Here is a 16,473-nt window from a genome sequence, read left to right on the forward strand (position 1 = left end):
GGCACTCTTGCACAAAACTATCCCCTTTGCCTGTTGCTCTGTCAAAAACTATTGAGAATTAAATTTAAAAAATAGGACAAATAAAAAAACAGAGACAAAGGGAAACGATTCCCTTTGCCTCTGTCCGTTATACCTGAGAGATTTGCCCCTGCAGGCGGGGCTCCCCATCGGTGACACCCGCCGCGGCAGGTGTGCTCTCCAGAGTATAGTCCGGTTATAGTCCTTTTGCCTGAGAGTTTGACAAAGAACTTACTCCTTCGGCGCCGCAATTTTCGCGGTCTCTCCTATAACCATCATCCCGAAATTATTTGATTGTTATTTTCATTCTAACAAGGAACAGGATTTGCTGTCAATACAAATTTTTACTTAATGATATCCACGCCCATATAGGGGCGGAGTAGTTCCGGAATAATGACCGAACCGTCCGGCTGCTGGTAGTTTTCTAAGATGGCGGCAACGGTCCGGCCAATCGCGACGCCCGAACCGTTCAGAGTATGTACGAACTCCGGTTTGTCCTTGGGCCCACGGCGGAATTTAATTTCGGCGCGGCGGGCCTGGAAATCCTCAAAATTGGAACAGGATGAAATTTCCCGATAGGTGTTGAAGCTGGGCAGCCATACTTCCAGGTCATAGGTTTTGGCCGAAGAAAAGCCCATATCACCTGTGGATAACAGTACGGTGCGGTATGGCAGTCCTAACAATTGCAAAACCTTTTCCGCATTAAGGGTTAACTTTTCCAGCTCGTTATAAGATTCTTCCGGCAGGCTGAACTTAACCATTTCAACTTTGTTAAACTGGTGCTGACGAATAAGGCCGCGGGTATCGCGGCCGGCGGCACCGGCCTCGGCCCGGAAACAGGCGCTATAGGCAGTATAATAAAGCGGCAGGTCTTTGGCATCTAAAATCTCCTGGCGGTGAAGGTTGGTAATCGGCACTTCGGCTGTAGGAATAAGATAATAGTTTAGGCCTTCCAGTTTAAACATATCTTCGGCGAACTTAGGTAATTGGCCGGTTCCCAGCATACTGGCGTCATTGACAATAAACGGCGGGAAAAATTCAGTATAGCCGTGTTCTTTTGTATGTAAGTCCAGCATAAAGTTAATAAGTGAACGTTCTAACCGGGAACCCAGTCCTTTATAGAAGGTAAATCTGGCCCCGGTTACCTTGCCACCCCGCTCAAAGTCAAGAATCCCCAGTTTCTCGCCAATCTCCCAGTGGGGTTTCGGCTCAAAAGCAAACTCCCGTGGTGTGCCCCAGCGGCGTATCTCCTGATTATCCTGTTCATCTTTGCCTACCGGCACGGAGGCGTGCGGCACGTTGGGTATGCTCATCATAATGTCCGTAAGCGCTGCTTCGACTTCCTTAACTTTGGCATCCATTTCACTAATTTGATCGCCGGCTTCTCTCATTTCGGCAATCATATCATCGGCATTTTCGCCGGCCTTCTTCTTTTTGCTAATTTCCTGCGAAACCGTATTCCGCTTATTTTTTAGTGCTTCAACCTCAGCCAAGAGTTCCCGGCGTTCTTTTTCCCGGTTGATAAACTCCGTCAAGCTCATAGCCGATCCCCGGTTTTTAAGGGCTTGTTCCACTACTTCGGGATTGCTCCGTACAAATTTAATGTCTAACATAATCCATTATCCTCCTTAACATAAAAAACTCCCGTCCCCGGTAATAGGGACGGGAGTCTGTTCTCCCGCGTTGCCACCCTGATTGACTAAAAGCGTCCACTCGGCACACATAACGGGTGTGAACCGTGCGACTCCTCGCCGCATGCTCGTAGGGTGGATGGCCGTAATGCCGTTACTGGCTCGCACCTGCCGCCAGCTCTCTGAAAACTCTCCATTATGCGCTCCCTGTCACTGCATCTAACGATATCAAGCTACAATATATATTATGTATTTTAAAATTATACATTATTCACCAAAGAATGTAAAGTACTGGCTGTACAGGTATTACATGCCGTCTATGGCAGAGCACGCTCCTGAAATGACCTGATAAAATCAATAAAACATTCACAGATGGAAGGGTCAAGCTGCGTACCGGCGCAACTGGCGATTTCCGCCAGTGCCTGGGATACAGTCAGCGGTGTCCGGCGATAGCAGCGGGCACTTGTCATGGCATCAAACGTATCGCACACAGATAGCATCCGGCTAAAAAAAGGTATGCTATGGCCTGCAAGGCCTTTGCCATAACCCCGCCCGTCAAAGCGTTCGTGGTGAAAGCGCACAATTTCAGCCACCTTTTCCAGGCCATCCACTTCCGCTAAGAGACTGGCCCCGATATCCGGATGCTGCTTTATGATGGCAAACTCCGCTTCTGTTAACCGCCCCGGTTTATTTAAAATATGGTTCGGCATGCTGACCTTACCCACATCATGGACAATGCCCACGATATAGGCAAGGGTTATATCCTCTGCGGAAAATTCCGCGTACTCTGCAAAACCGGCCATAAGGCGGGCCACGTTTTTGCAATGTTCACCTGTGTAGCTGTCCCGTTCACCAAGCGCCTGACAAAATGTTTGGATTATGCTCATAGGGTCTATTCCTTTCTGAGGCATGGAGACAACTGATTCATGCTGTTCAACTAATTTCTATTCTAATTTGCGTTTTCCACAACGTCAAGACACAGTTATACAAATTACACAATTATTGTAAAGTAAAAACTGCCCGGCAACTACTTTTACCCCGGCAGGCAAAGGGATTTCGCCAAACTGCGCGAACTAAAAGAAATGGAGTAATTCACAAAGCAAGGAGGGCTTCCTAAATGTTCTCGTCCATATCTGATCTTGAAACCGCCTTATTAGCCTGCGATCAATGCAAATTGTGCCAAGAAAATAATCATGGCCCAACATCATATAATGGTTTGGCTTCCAGCCCACTGGCGATTATCGGCGAAGGCCCCGGCGGCGTCGAGGATGAATATGGCGTGCCTTTGGTCGGGCCATCCGGCCAATTGCTGGATAAGGCTTTATGGAGCGTAGGTGTCACCAGGGATAAGGTGTATACGTCAAATGTCATAAAATGCCGACCCAACAGAAATCGAACACCTACCGTAGAAGAAGGACAATTTTGCGCCGGACTGTGGCTGGATCAGGAACTCGCCATCGTCCAGCCAAAGGTTATTATTGCTTTAGGCAGTGTAGCGTTAAAATACCTGCTTGCGCCTACAGCCCGTATTACCAAAGACCGGGGCCACTGGTTTACCACCAAACATAACATCCCGGCCATCGCCACATATCACCCGGCTTACCTCCTGCGACTGACAGGCAAAGATCTGGTTAGAGCTAAATGGGAGGTATATTACGACATGAAGGCGGCCGTGGAAAAATGCCTGGAACTGGCTCCCGGCAATCATTTGCAGTCCGAGAACATGCCGGACTTGCTGGAGTTGTACGAGGAAAGAAAGGTGAACCGCTTGGGCCAAGCGCCTAACTCCTGAACAAGAAAACAGCGGCAGTCAAAATGCCTCACAAGAGTATCCATGGAAAATGGCAGACAGCTAACCACTGTCTGCCATTTTGCTTTTCGACTGCCTACAATTTATCAATATAGGTGATAGCACTAAGCACGGCAACAAGTCCTTCACCGGTGGCCTTGGCGATTTGCCAGGGTTTGCCGGTACAGTCACCGGCGGCAAATACGCCGGGAATACTGGTCGACAGGTCGCGGTTGACCTTGATGACTTCCCCGTCCAGTTCCAGCCCGGGTAACAAATTCTCCACAGGATCGGACTGACGCATAATAAATACGCCATGCACTTTGAGTTCTTCCTGGTCAGTCACCAGCTTTTCCACCTGCCCATCGCCCACAATGGCCTTGGGCTTCGCGGCAAGCACCTTAACCGGCGCCCGCATCCGGCTAAAATCAGCTTTATACTGCGGCAGAAAATAAACACTGCGGCAAAGCTCGCCTAAGAACTCTATTTCGTTCTCCCCTTCCGCAGTATAGGAAATTACAGCTACATCCTTGCCTTCAAACATCCGTCCGTCACAAGTAGCGCAGTAGCTAACCCCCCTGCCCAGCAAATCCCTTTCACCTTCAAACAAGAGCGTACTGACTACCCCGGTAGCGATAATAATAGCCTTAGCCTCATAGGTTGCTTTTGGCGTAAGTAATGTAAACATATTTTCACCGGGAAACACGTTCATTACTTTTTCTTTCACAATCCTGGGTTTATGAGCCAGCACATGACCGGAAAAATGCTGCATCAAACCTTTGCCCGATACTTCCGGCAATCCCAGGTAATTATCAACCAAATGCGCTTTTTGTAATTTTTCACTAAAGTCCAGATGTTCAAACACAGCAATTTTTTTATTACGAATCCGGCCTGTCAGAGCCGCAGACAGCCCCGCAGGGCCGCCGCCGATAATAGCAATGTCAAACTTGTCGTCTTCGGCCATATTCCTTCCTCCTTGTCTCTAGCCGAGATCTTTGGCCACCTGCTTCATCCGTTCGCGAATGGGCAGACTGTAAGGACAACGGGCCTCACATTCCCCGCATTCGATACACGCCGAGGCTTTGACCTTAAAAGCTTGGTACCGCTTGGGAATCGCAGTCTTTAAACCATATCTTGTATATTGTAAGTGGAAAATAAACATTTGGGGAATATCAATGCCGGCAGCGCAAGGCATACAGTAGCCGCAGCGGCGGCAAAAATTAGGCCCAAGTTCCTTGGCGAGGGCTTCCAGCTTAGCGGTCTCTTCCGGAGTAAGTGGCTTAAAGTTTTTGGCAGGAGCCAAATTTTGGGCAATATGCTCGACCCTGTCCATACCAGGTATCGCTACAACATCTTTTTGCTGCAATACAAACCGCAAAGCTAAATCAACCTGGTCAATGAGGCCCCCTCCTAAGGGTTTCATCACGATAATGCCAACATCCAGCGACCTTGCCAGCGGGAACAAATCGCTCATGGCCCGCTGCTCCACACAGTTAAAGGGAACCTGCACCGTACTGAATTCGCCGGTTTTGACCGCCCTTATCAGGATGTCCACATTATGGCCGGTTATGCCAATATGACGAATTTTTCCGGCCGCTTTGGCCTCTTTTAATGCGGCCAGTGCTCCGTCTGCCGCCATAACGCCTTCCCAATCCTGTTCGGTTTTAACATTGTGCACCTGATAGATATCAATACAATCGGTTTTCATCGTAGCCAAACTTGTTTCAATGTCTTCGGCCATAGCGGTTTTAGTTCTGGCCATGCTTTTTGTCGCCAGTATATATTCGTTGCGGCGCCCCGCTATATAGGCGCCGATTTTGGCCTCACTGTCCGTATAGGCTCTGGCCGTATCAAAAAAGTTAATTCCCGCAGCCAAAGCGGCAAGCAGCACTTCGCCCGCTTCTTCCATCGTACAGCGTTGCATCGGCAACGCGCCAAAGCTAATCGGTGTTACCATGAGTCCGGTACGACCCAATCTTCTTTTTTCCATCTGTTACTCCCCCTATTGCAAATTAGATCTGTCGGTTTTATTGTCTAATGCCTGCAAACGGTCACGCGCATGTTTGGCTTCCGCCGTGTCCGGCTTGGCAATTGCCAAAAATGCTTTATAAGCAACGATCGCTTCATCGGTGCGTTGTTCCAGTTCGCAGCATAGTGCTTTATTATAAAAGGCCAGGGCATTATCCGGATTAAGTTCAACCGCATGGCTGAAGTCGGCAATAGCCGCACCATAATCCTTTTTGGTCGCATAAGCGATTCCCCGGAAAAAATAGGGTCTGCCGTCAGTAGGATCGGCAGCAATCACGCGGGTAAAGTCGACAACCGCTTCATCCGGTTTTCCCTGTCCCATATAGATGGAAGCGCGGATAGCAACCGCCTGCATATTATCAGGCTCCAAAGCAATTACCTTATTGTAATCGGCCAGGGCTTCCTCGTTAAGACCTATTTCAAAATAGGCCTGCCCTCTTTTCGCCAAGGCATTGGTTTCTTCCGGAAACCGTTCAATCACCTTATTATAATCGGCAATGGCCACTGAATATAAATTGCGGCCAACAAAAGCGTCCCCCCGATTAATGTAAGAACCCATATCCTCCGGCTCTAACTCAATCGCTTTTGTAAGATCATCAACCGCATGCTCAAACATGCCATTATTCAGGTAGAGTACGCCACGGTTTGCATAATTCATCCAGTCGTTGGGGGCATACAGCATCGCCTGAGAATAATCCAGGATCGCCTTTTTTATGTCATCAAGCATAGCATATGCACTGCCGCGATAAGAATAATAAGACCCTTTGCGGGAATTAAGTTCAATGGCCTTGTTATAATCGGTCAGGGCCAGTTCAAAATTACCGGCTACAGCAGCCGTTACACCCCGCCAAAAATAGGCATCACTATTGTCCGGCTCTTCAGCCAGTATTTTATTGCAGGCTGCCACTATATCCGCTGTTTGTCCGGCATCGTAAAGTGCCTGCATATTTTGACTAAATTGACTTTCCTCAACAGAGCCGCACCCGGAGCAACCACAGTCGCAGGACGGCCCGCAACCAGTCTCATTACAACCGTTATCTTGATGCATATCCACAACTCCTTTATTGAGTTTATAATTATTATTAACTACTAGGTTATGTTCGCGATTTGTATTACAATCCCTGCAATTCCTGCCAAAAATATCAGGGGAAACCACTATACCGTCTCCAATAAAGATTTACAGGCAGGACGCTAGTATAAATCAACAGTCAAGCGTTGCCCCCCTGTCCAATGCAAATCTTTATTAGCTGTCATAGATGCAAAAGGCGAAATTGCTTCACGCTAAAGTGGCAATCCCGCCTTTTTCCCTTATAAGCCTTTTTGCTCAATACCGCTGTACAAAAAACCAAGGTGAGTCGTTGAATTCATAAGCACCAACCGCCATTTGCCGTCCTGGTATTCGAATACATTAATACAGGTATTATCTTGTTTGATCTGCCAGAAATGAGTGAGATCAATATCTAAAATATCACATAGCACCGCCTTGTTGACCGCATCATGGGCCACTACCAGTACGGTCTGGCCTTGGTGCTTGGCGGCCAGCTCACGAAAAGCAGCCATCGCCCGGTCGCGAACAGCAGTAATATCTTCACCGCCCGGTCCGGGCATGGTAACTCCCACTACGGTAGTTTTCCATTGGACAAGGAGTTCGGGATACGTTTTACCGACCTCGTCACTAAGAAGGCCTTCCCATTCGCCATGATTAATCTCCAGTAAACGGTTATCGGTGTTTACCGGCAAACCGTGGGCCGCCACACACATCATGGCGGTATCAACAGCCCGGCTGAGCGGACTGGCATAGCAAGCATCAATAGGGACATCTTTGAGGGCTGCGGCAGCCAGTTGACCTTGCTGGCGACCAAAAGGCGTAAGCGGTGTATCAATTTGCCCCTGGTAACGTCCTTCTTTATTCCAGGTTGTTTCCCCGTGACGAACTAAGATAAAGCGGGTTGTTGCCATGTTTTCCTCCTCTATGTTTTTTTTATATAGTGCATCTATAAAGTTTACGCATTTTCTTTCTGAAAGGCAAGCATAAAATCACGCAGTGCCTGGCAGGATTCATACGGTACGGCATTATAACTGGAAGCCCGGCAGCCGCCGACAGAACGGTGACCGTTAAGGCCTACAAATCCGGTCTTTTTGGCCTGATCCAAAAATTTCTTTTCTAATTCCTCTTCGGCCAAACGGAAGGTGATATTCATCAATGACCGGGCCTCAGGCTGGGCATGCCCCACATAAAAGCCGTTGCTGGCGTCAATGGCGTCATAAATAAGTGCGGCTTTTTCCCGGTTGCGTTTATAAATAGCGGGCACTCCCCCTTCCGCCTTAACCCATTCCAGCATCAGCTTCATCATATAAATGCCAAAAGTGGGCGGCGTATTATACATAGAATTATTTTTGGCATGGGTTGCATAGCACAGCATTGTCGGTAAATTTTTATTAGCCTGTTCTAAGAAATCACGGCGGATAATGACAACAGTTACACCGGACGGTCCCAGGTTTTTCTGAGCGCCGGCATAAATAAGCGCAAATTTTTTCACAGCAAACGGTTTTGACAAAATATCACTGGACATATCGGCAACCAGGGGGACTGCGCCTGTATCGGGGAAGGCCTGCCATTCGGTGCCGAAAATCGTATTATTGGAGGTAATATGCAGGTAAGCGCTATCCGCACCATAGCTTATTTCCTCCCAAGCCGGTATCCGGCGATAATTGCCTTCCTTGGCAGTAGCCGCCACAAATACCTCGCCCAGCTTCGCGGCTTCGGCGTAGGCTTTTTCCGACCAGGAGCCGGTCATAACATAGCCTGCCTTTTTTCCTGCCGCCAAAAAGTTCATGGGCACCATAGAAAATTGCAGACTGGCGCCGCCCTGCAGAAAAAGAACCTCGTAATCCTGGGGTATTGCCATTAGCTCCCTCAAGAGTTCAATGGCCCGGTTATGCACGGCTTCATAATCTTTGCCGCGATGACTAAGTTCCATGACAGACATACCTGTACCATTAAAATCAAGCAGTTCTGCTTGTGCCTTTTCCAGAACGACCAGCGGCAAAGCTGCCGGTCCGGCATTAAAATTATAAGCTCGTTTACTATTCTTATTCACAAAATCACCTCATAAAATTAAGTAAAAAGTCTCGCCCCAAATAAAAACTATCGGGGCGAGACAGAAATCCCGCGGTGCCACCCAGGTTCAAGCTGCCAGCAATAGGTGAGACAAGAAAAATAAAAAAACCCTCATCCCGCTATAGGGACGAGAGCATTCTCCCGCGTTGCCACCCAGGTTGCTTTTCAGCCAACTCTTGCCGCTATACCGGGCGGACCCGTCAGATTCATCATCAGCCACTCCCAGGCGGAATTTACTGTTAATCGCACCGGCTCACACCAGCCGCCGGCTCTCTGAAGGTCTTAACAATCAACTTCCTGTTCATCGTGCAGAAGCTATTTAACTTGGTTTCGATTATACAATATGCGCTACCGGCAGTCAAGTGTATTTTGTACAAAAACCAGCAAAATCACTCTCGCGTTTTCCTGGCCAAACGCCGTACCCGGGCGTCAAGTGCCATCATTAACGCAGCCGAATTGTTACATAACTGACCGGCTTGGATTCTGGTTAACAAATTATGCTGAAAGCGGCCGACTTCCGGGCCGTTTCCCAGCTTGCCCGCAATCTCCCGGCCGCTGAGCGTAAGCTGATCCGGAAAAAAGGGAATACGGTCCATAACAGATCGTACCATTTCCCGCACTGCCATTAATCCGGCCAAATCAGGCTGAGTATGCCCGCCGCGTCGATCGGCTTCATGCAGCTCAAACAACTGCAATAATGCCGCTTCCAACTCTCCTGTTTTTTTAAAATCCCGGCTCAAGCGTTTTAGCCATTTGATAACTGCCTTTTCTGCGAGTGCCGGTAAAAACAGGTGGTGACGGATCAGCCAGGTCACCTGTGCCACCGTTTGCCGTTCAACCTTTAGACGGTCTAAAATCACCGCAGCCGCGGCTGCCCCCTTGCGGTCATGCCCAGGGTCGGACGGCTGACCTTGCCGGTTTAGAGTCCGTACTTCCGGCCAGCCTTTGGCAATATCATGAAGGAGTGCCGCCCAGCGAAGCACCGGGGAAGGTGGCGCAAGGTCAACAACCGCCAGTGTATGGTGCCAGACATCATAGCAGTGATAACAGGGATTTTGCGGCACCCCGTCAAGGTGGCTAAGTTCGGGCAATATCGGCAAAGAAAAAATCTGTCCCTGCTCTTTTGCCTGGCAAGAGGCCGCCAGCAAGCCTGTTTTGAGCATAATGTCAAGACCGTGGGAAGCAAATTCAGCCAACAGGGTTTGCTCGATTTCATTACGAACTCGTTCGACAGACAATCCGTTTACCCGCTCTAGTGCCACCGGTATGGCCTTTAATGTCCGGCCTTCCAGCGTAAAATTAAAACGGGCGGCAAAGCGAGCCGCCCGGAACATGCGCAGTGCATCTTCCGCAAACCGTTCCCGCGGATCGCCGACAGCCCGAATAATCCCGGCTGCTAAATCGTCCCGTCCCCCGAACAGATCAATAAGCCGTCCGGTGGAATCCATCGCCATCGCGTTGATGGTAAAATCCCTTCTGGCTAAATCCTGGGCAAGGCTTACCCCCAAGATGACTTTCTCAGGCCGGTGGCTGTCACGGCCATATTGTTCACTGCGCAGCGTGGCTACCTCATAACTGCGGCCGGCAGCCACGACTACGACTACGCCAAACGCCACGCCGACCATGATGGCTTTCCAGCCTTGTTGCCCAATAATCTCTACTATGCGCTCAGGCATAGCGCTCGTGGCAATATCGATATCGGCAGGCCGGACACCCCGCACCATATCGCGCACAGCGCCACCGACAATATAGCTTTCGTGACCGGCGGCGCTAAGTGCCGCCATAATTTTTCTGGCCGTTTTCATAGCAACTTGCTCCTCTAGCCACTTACCCTGCGACCGGTTAATTCAACAAAAACATCTTCCAGGTTAGTATGCCGCAATGTTGCATTAACGGCCAGTGTACCGGCAAATTCAGCAGCCTCCGCCCGGCTAGCAAAAAAGCGGTATTGTGTTCCCTCGCTTTCGGTCCATTCTACAACATAACCGCCTAATCGCTTACATAGTGCCGTAGGAGTGTTAAGCGCGATCAATTGCCCTTTTTCCATGATGGCCACCCGTTGGCACAAATTTTCCGCTTCTTCAATATAATGAGTAGTCAATAGTACAGTTAAGCCGTCCGCATTCAACCGGCGGATCAGATCCCATAGCCGCCTTCTGACCTGTGGGTCTAGTCCCACAGTAGGCTCATCCAGGAAAAGCACTTTGGGCTTGTGCAGCAATGCCCGCGCAATCATCAACCGTCGCTTCATGCCGCCGGAAAAGGTGTTCACCATATCATTGCCCCGTTCCTGCAGTTCGACATACTCCAATAACTCTTCAATCCGCTGCTGCCGCTCAATCTTGGGCATATGGTGCAAGCGGCCGTGCAGGTTAAGGTTTTCCCTGGCGGTTAAATCCGTATCAAGATTAAAGTGCTGAGGCACAACGCCGATAACCGCCTTAACAGCCAATTCTTCCTGTGGCAGACAATAGCCATAAATATGTATCTCGCCGACAGTGGGACGGGTAAGCATAGTTAAAACTCGTATTGTGGTTGTTTTTCCCGCCCCGTTTGGTCCAAGCAAACCGAACGTTTCGCCCGGCTCAATAGTCAAATTCAAATTATTTACAGCTGTACGCTCACCATATTTTTTTACTAAACCTTTTATTGAGATCATAGCACCCTCACTCAGCAATAATGTATCTTTTTTCCACATAAAAATGGTAAATTCCTGCCAGACTCCGTACTGCCTAGTCCAAAAGTCCCATATAGCAATCCTGTCATGAATGTTATTATAGCATTAGGAGCACAATCCGGCCATAATGAACTGCAATCGACTCACCCCCTGCCGCAACTATATTTTCCGTGCATTTCAACCGGCCGACCCTTGATACAGGACGCCTTTAATGATCTTAAATAAATGTTGGCTTCCTTTCGGAAGCCAACTACATCTATTATAATGGGTAGCACGGGCGGGGATAGCAATAATAACGGGGGTAGCAATAGGAACGAGGATAACAATAATAACGGGGATAACAATCACGGGGATAGCAGTACCGCCGCGGACGGCACCCGAATCCCAGCCCTAGCCCTAACCCAATAACAAAAGGCAGTACTTGTCTGTCACTTCTCGCACCGGACTCTTCTTCCCAATCCTCCTCGTCATCGTCCCAGTCGTCAATTTCAGGTTCTTCCCAATAAGGACGTCTTTTACCGGCCATCTAAGTTCCTCCTTTCCACCTTCTCTGTTACATAATATGCAGACATTTGTCTGGTTGCTACCGGAGCCGGACCAAGAACTCATCTTCTATTTCATTATGACTGGGATATACCAAAAGAACGGCGAATGTTTTGATTGACATTCACCGTCTTTTTTATTCTTACACGTTAAATTTTACAATTATGCTCTTTAGTTCAGCCGCCATACTGGTTAGCTGTTCCGCACTGGCTGCCACGGTTTCCACCGCACCGGCTGTCTGTTCCGCTGCTGCCGCAACCTCTTTGCTCAGCCCGGCGGTTTCTTGCAACCCCTGCAACAGGCTGCTGATAAGCGCCACAACCTGATCTGATGTTGCTACTTCATCATCCGCAACTGTCATAATTTTATTAATATCAGTAACCGTTTCAGCGGCAGCGGTTAAGATACTAACAAGAGCGTCACTGGCCTCATCTGTTGATTTTACGACCTGGTCCATCCCAGAATGACTATGCTGTGCAGCCTCTACTGCAGCAGCGGTGCTGACCGTAACTTTTCCCAGCAGTGCCGCTACTTCCTGCGCTCCCTGGCCGGATTGTTCAGCCAGCTTACGCACCTCTTCGGCAACCACCGCAAACCCGCGTCCGGCCTCACCGGCACGAGCCGCCTCAATTGCCGCGTTAAGTGCCAGCAGATTCGTTTGCGCAGCAATACCGGTTATTGTTTCCGTTATCACGCCAATTTGGTGGGAGTACTCATTTAGCCGGTTAATTAATTCCTCCGTTTCCTGAATTTTCGTCTGCATCCCCTGGATATTAGCTACTGTTCCCGCTACCGTCGACTGCCCGGTTGTGGCTGCCTGTGAAGTAACGGCAGACGTATTTTGAGCGGACAGGGCCCGCTCCTTGGCCGTAGTAATAAGTTCAGCCAGCCGCGCAAGCACCTCAGCCGCCGTCTTGGCAGCCGCCTCGCCTGTTTGAGCATTATTAGCCACCCGCCCCACATTACTGGCTACTTCATTGACTGTCGAACTCATTTGTTCGCTTGATGCCGCCAAATGCTCCGAGGCCGAGGCAATATCCTGACTGGCCCGGGATACGGCACTAACAAGATCTGCCTGGTTGCGGATCATCTTATTAAACGACTGGGTCAAACGCCCAATTTCATCTTGAGAAGTAACCTCAGCCTTCACAGTTAAATCGCCCTGGCCGGCATGTTCCATTAACACCTCAAGCTGCCGCAGCGGTCTGGTCAGCTTGCGCGCGGCCCAGATAGACGACATAACCCCTAAAATAAAAACAATAAGTCCTGCAGTCCCCTGGGTAACAAGACTTCTATTGCGCACGACATCAGCCGCCGCTTCCGATTTTCCCGCAAACAGTACGCCAATCGGCTTTTGTTCTCTGTCAAGAATAGGTTGATAATACGTAACATAAGGCATACCGAGTATGTTGGCGGCTCCGCTGAATGGCTGACCATCTTCAAGAATAACGGCAGCCAGTTTTGGGTCCAGCTTGGTACCAACTGCCCGCTTGCCTTCCTGTTCTATGGTTGTTGTCACTCGCGTATCGCCGGCAAATATTGTGGCATCCACTTTATAAGCAGCCTTTATCCGGTCAACAACGGTGTCCTGGCTGACGTTAAAGCCTACTACAATGGCTCCGAGCATACTGTCATCCGGTCCTTTCACAGGCGCAACCGCCACCGTCATGATCATTTGGCCGGGAATGGCCTCATAATAAGCAGCCGCCGTCCCCTGCCGGGCAAACCCTGTCGTTGCTTGACTGCCTGTGTGTTGCCCGTCAACCGCCAACACACGGCCTTCACTATCCAGGATCTGAATATAACTAATACTTCCCTGACCGCTCATTCCCTTTACCACCTGTGCAGCGACAACAGGATTCTTTGCCGCTAAGGCCTGGGAAATATCAGGCCGGCTTGCAAACGCGCCGGCTACAGCCTGCATCCGCTCCCTGGCGTCCTCAAGCACCATGTTTAAACCAAGCGCTCCCTGCATGGCAGCTTCCCGGTTGACTTCGTCGGCATAGCTGGAAAGAAAATAACTGCTGCCAGTTAGCAATAAAACGGTTACTATAAGGATAATAATTCCAGTGTACACTGATTGTTTAAATTGGATACTGTGCAAATCTATCCCCCCTACTTATAAAACCAGTACTTTGTGAATTATTCAACAAGTTAATTCAAAATCCTCTAATTTTTCCGATTATTGAAATCATCACTAACGCAACCGCCCTTTTTCAGATACCGCACACCAGCTATTTTTGCAGACGGGGCGCTAAGCTTGGGCATCGAAAAGTCTTGTACAGCCTGAAAACACCCTGACCACCGGTCAGGGTGTTTTGCTTTTCACAGATTCATTTTCGCAGCTTAGCTCTTATCGCCCTCACAATTTCACGGGCGAATGGCCCCAGGTCGTCATCCGCGTAAGCCTTCAATATACCGGCGGCAACCTGGCGGATAGCACTTTTTATAACCTCCGCATTCGCATAAGGCTGACAACGTAACGTTTCTTCAATCAGCACAGCAGCTGTTAAGGCTTTTTCGGCTGCCTGAGTATTGATATAGGTTACAACGTCCGCATTACCAAGCATGATTTTTCCTATAGGCGCGAAAATTTCCTGCGCCACCAACGCAAGTTCGGCAGGGCGCTCATTAACAATAATCACAGGCTTGGCACCCGCAGCCATTTCCCTGGCCTGGGCAACAAACTTTGCCCCAATACATGTAACTTGTTTTGCGGCAGTTAATTCCAGCACATGTTGCGCAACATTGGTGGCAACATTGATAATGGAAACCGGTTGCTTTAACTGGTTAAAATCTTTAATCAGGCTGATTACTTCTCTATCCGGTACTACCAGAATAATTGTACCCAAATTCGCCAGTTCCTCCAAATTAGCAGCCGCCGGAATTCCCAATTCCTCCGATACTACCTGCAAGCGGCTGTCGTCACGGTCAAAAATTTTAAGTTCGACATACCCGGATAATTTACTTGCCAATACCCGGCCCATGCGACCTACACCGATTAATCCAATTTGTTTCATTTGTTTTAAGCACCTCGTCTACACTAGGTTACGTTCCCTATCCATCACTCATACAATACAGTAGGTTCTTGTAATATATGCCTCCAGGTGGCTGGTGGTGCGAAGCCTGTTTTAACAATTTTAATCCCAAATTAATAAAATGATAACATACTCGCGCCCTGCCACCCGTACAATTTACTATATAGGCTACACTTTCGAACCATTTGTCACATTCTATTTAGTAACGTGTAAATAAAAAGGGGGATTGCTTCTTGATTAAGTATTATGTGTTAGACACCAATGTGTTATTACACTCTCCCTATGCAATGACTACTTTCAATGAACACACGGTAATCATTCCCGAGGTGGTGCTTGAAGAACTGGACAGATTTAAGTCTGAAACCAGCGAACGCGGCGCTAATAGCCGTTTGGTCAGCCGAATGATTGATAAATTCCGGACCCTGGGTGATCTCTTAAGCGGTGTTCCCATAAATGAACAGGGTGGGCTTATGCGCATTGAAGCCAACCACCTTGACACCCAATTGCCGCCACACTGGGATAAAAGTAAGCCTGACAACCGGATTTTACAAGTATGCAAAGGGCTGTTCGAAGACAGTTTGCCTACCATCTTAGTCAGCCGGGACACTAACATGCGGGTAAAAGCCGTTATTTTGGGTATTCAGGCCGAAGACTTCCGCAATGAAAAGGTTGCCAGCGTGGAAGAACAATATACCGGCCGCGCCGTTGTCTATACCTCATCGGCGACTATCGACGCATTCCACCAGGATGACACTCATGTCTTAGACCCTGACAGTCTGCGGACTTTTGACGAAGCCAGCCACAAAATGACCCCGATTAATCTGGTAACGAATCAATTTTTGCTCATTCGCTCTACGGACAAAGACCGCCATACCGCGCTCGGGCGTTTTGACGGTCAAAAAGTTGTGCATTTAAAATACAGAAACCGCAACCCCTTCGGCGTTTCACCGCGTAATGTCGGCCAGGTATTCATGCAAGAATGCCTTATGCTGAGCGCGGAAGAGGCGCCGCTTGTTATTATTAAAGGGCCTGCCGGTACAGCGAAAACCTTCTACTCACTCGCCGTCGGTCTCTATAATCATATGGACTGCCGTCCCCGCGCTTATCATCACCTCTTAATCTGCCGTCCTAATGTACCAATGGATGAAGATCTTGGTTACCTGCCGGGTTCGGAGCAAGATAAAATTGATCCTTATATGCGGGCCATACGCGACAACTTATTTACTCTGATGTCCGGCCACTCGATGACCGAACCTAAGGAAATCGAACAAGCCGAGGACACTGTGCAAATGCTGTTCGACAAACGCATTGTGCAAACAGAGGCACTTGCTTATCAGCGCGGACGCTCACTCCAAAAATATTGGATTATCCTTGATGAAATGCAAAACTCCACACCGCGTCAGGCCAAAGGGGTGATTACCCGCCCCGGTCTGGGCACTAAAATCATTCTCCTGGGCGACCCTGAACAAATTGACCATCCCTTCCTTGACAGCCGTACTAATGGCCTGGTCTATGCGGCCGAAAAAATGAAAGGCAGCAAGCTCTGTTTCCAGGTAACCTTAAACCATGATGAGTGTGAACGCTCGCCGCTTGCCGCCGAGGCATCGCTCAGACTATAAATAATAGCA

At 49.0% G+C, this 16,473-nt stretch carries 14 protein-coding genes and 1 riboswitch; of the genes, 2 read left to right on the forward strand and 12 right to left on the reverse strand.

Features of this window, described 5'->3' with window-relative positions; genetic code table 11:
* Nucleotides 1–207: 207 nt before the first annotated feature.
* Nucleotides 208–297: riboswitch (glycine riboswitch) on the reverse strand.
* Nucleotides 298–362: 65 nt separating this feature from the next.
* Complete coding sequence (gene serS, locus BLR65_RS03085) at nucleotides 363–1,631, reverse strand: serine--tRNA ligase (protein ID WP_093792373.1); 1,269 nt, start codon at nucleotides 1,629–1,631, stop codon at nucleotides 363–365.
* A gap of 335 nt (nucleotides 1,632–1,966) precedes the next feature.
* Entirely contained in the window at nucleotides 1,967–2,536 is a 570-nt protein-coding gene (locus BLR65_RS03090) for an HD-GYP domain-containing protein (protein ID WP_169716803.1), read from the reverse strand.
* A gap of 230 nt (nucleotides 2,537–2,766) precedes the next feature.
* Here BLR65_RS03090 and BLR65_RS03095 point away from each other — a divergent pair, with 230 nt between their 5' ends.
* Nucleotides 2,767–3,441: a uracil-DNA glycosylase gene (locus tag BLR65_RS03095; protein WP_093792377.1), complete on the forward strand. Its 675-nt coding sequence runs from the start codon at nucleotides 2,767–2,769 to the stop codon at nucleotides 3,439–3,441.
* A gap of 94 nt (nucleotides 3,442–3,535) precedes the next feature.
* Here the strand turns inward: BLR65_RS03095 and BLR65_RS03100 are convergent, their stop codons facing one another.
* The 10 genes from BLR65_RS03100 to BLR65_RS03145 form a co-directional block, all read right to left on the reverse strand.
* A complete protein-coding gene (locus BLR65_RS03100; protein ID WP_093792379.1) occupies nucleotides 3,536–4,402 on the reverse strand; it encodes an NAD(P)/FAD-dependent oxidoreductase in 867 nt (288 codons plus the stop codon).
* Between the two features lie 18 nt (nucleotides 4,403–4,420).
* Complete coding sequence (locus BLR65_RS03105; RefSeq protein ID WP_093792381.1) at nucleotides 4,421–5,428, reverse strand: aldo/keto reductase; 1,008 nt, start codon at nucleotides 5,426–5,428, stop codon at nucleotides 4,421–4,423.
* Between the two features lie 12 nt (nucleotides 5,429–5,440).
* Nucleotides 5,441–6,514 carry a tetratricopeptide repeat protein gene (locus BLR65_RS03110; protein WP_143122480.1) on the reverse strand — a complete coding sequence of 358 codons (1,074 nt, stop codon included), beginning with the start codon at nucleotides 6,512–6,514 and terminating at the stop codon, nucleotides 5,441–5,443.
* A 260-nt stretch (nucleotides 6,515–6,774) separates the two neighbouring features.
* Nucleotides 6,775–7,425 carry a histidine phosphatase family protein gene (locus tag BLR65_RS03115; RefSeq protein WP_093792385.1) on the reverse strand — a complete coding sequence of 217 codons (651 nt, stop codon included), beginning with the start codon at nucleotides 7,423–7,425 and terminating at the stop codon, nucleotides 6,775–6,777.
* Nucleotides 7,426–7,469: 44 nt separating this feature from the next.
* Entirely contained in the window at nucleotides 7,470–8,567 is a 1,098-nt protein-coding gene (serC, locus tag BLR65_RS03120; protein ID WP_093792387.1) for a 3-phosphoserine/phosphohydroxythreonine transaminase, read from the reverse strand.
* 409 nt (nucleotides 8,568–8,976) lie between these two features.
* Entirely contained in the window at nucleotides 8,977–10,392 is a 1,416-nt protein-coding gene (locus BLR65_RS03125) for a CCA tRNA nucleotidyltransferase (RefSeq protein WP_093792389.1), read from the reverse strand.
* A gap of 14 nt (nucleotides 10,393–10,406) precedes the next feature.
* Nucleotides 10,407–11,246, reverse strand: coding sequence for an ABC transporter ATP-binding protein (locus BLR65_RS03130; protein ID WP_093792509.1), 840 nt, complete (start codon nucleotides 11,244–11,246; stop codon nucleotides 10,407–10,409).
* Nucleotides 11,247–11,523: 277 nt separating this feature from the next.
* Nucleotides 11,524–11,790: a hypothetical protein gene (locus tag BLR65_RS03135; protein ID WP_093792391.1), complete on the reverse strand. Its 267-nt coding sequence runs from the start codon at nucleotides 11,788–11,790 to the stop codon at nucleotides 11,524–11,526.
* 159 nt (nucleotides 11,791–11,949) lie between these two features.
* Complete coding sequence (locus BLR65_RS03140) at nucleotides 11,950–13,911, reverse strand: methyl-accepting chemotaxis protein (protein ID WP_093792393.1); 1,962 nt, start codon at nucleotides 13,909–13,911, stop codon at nucleotides 11,950–11,952.
* A gap of 229 nt (nucleotides 13,912–14,140) precedes the next feature.
* On the reverse strand, nucleotides 14,141–14,827 hold the full coding sequence (locus BLR65_RS03145; protein WP_093792395.1) for an NAD(P)-binding domain-containing protein: 687 nt from the start codon (nucleotides 14,825–14,827) through the stop codon (nucleotides 14,141–14,143).
* Between the two features lie 251 nt (nucleotides 14,828–15,078).
* Here BLR65_RS03145 and BLR65_RS03150 point away from each other — a divergent pair, with 251 nt between their 5' ends.
* On the forward strand, nucleotides 15,079–16,464 hold the full coding sequence (locus BLR65_RS03150) for a PhoH family protein (RefSeq protein ID WP_093792397.1): 1,386 nt from the start codon (nucleotides 15,079–15,081) through the stop codon (nucleotides 16,462–16,464).
* Nucleotides 16,465–16,473: the final 9 nt, after the last annotated feature.

This window comes from Sporomusa acidovorans (assembly GCF_900101845.1).
Classification (GTDB): Bacteria; Bacillota; Negativicutes; order Sporomusales; family Sporomusaceae; genus Sporomusa; species Sporomusa acidovorans.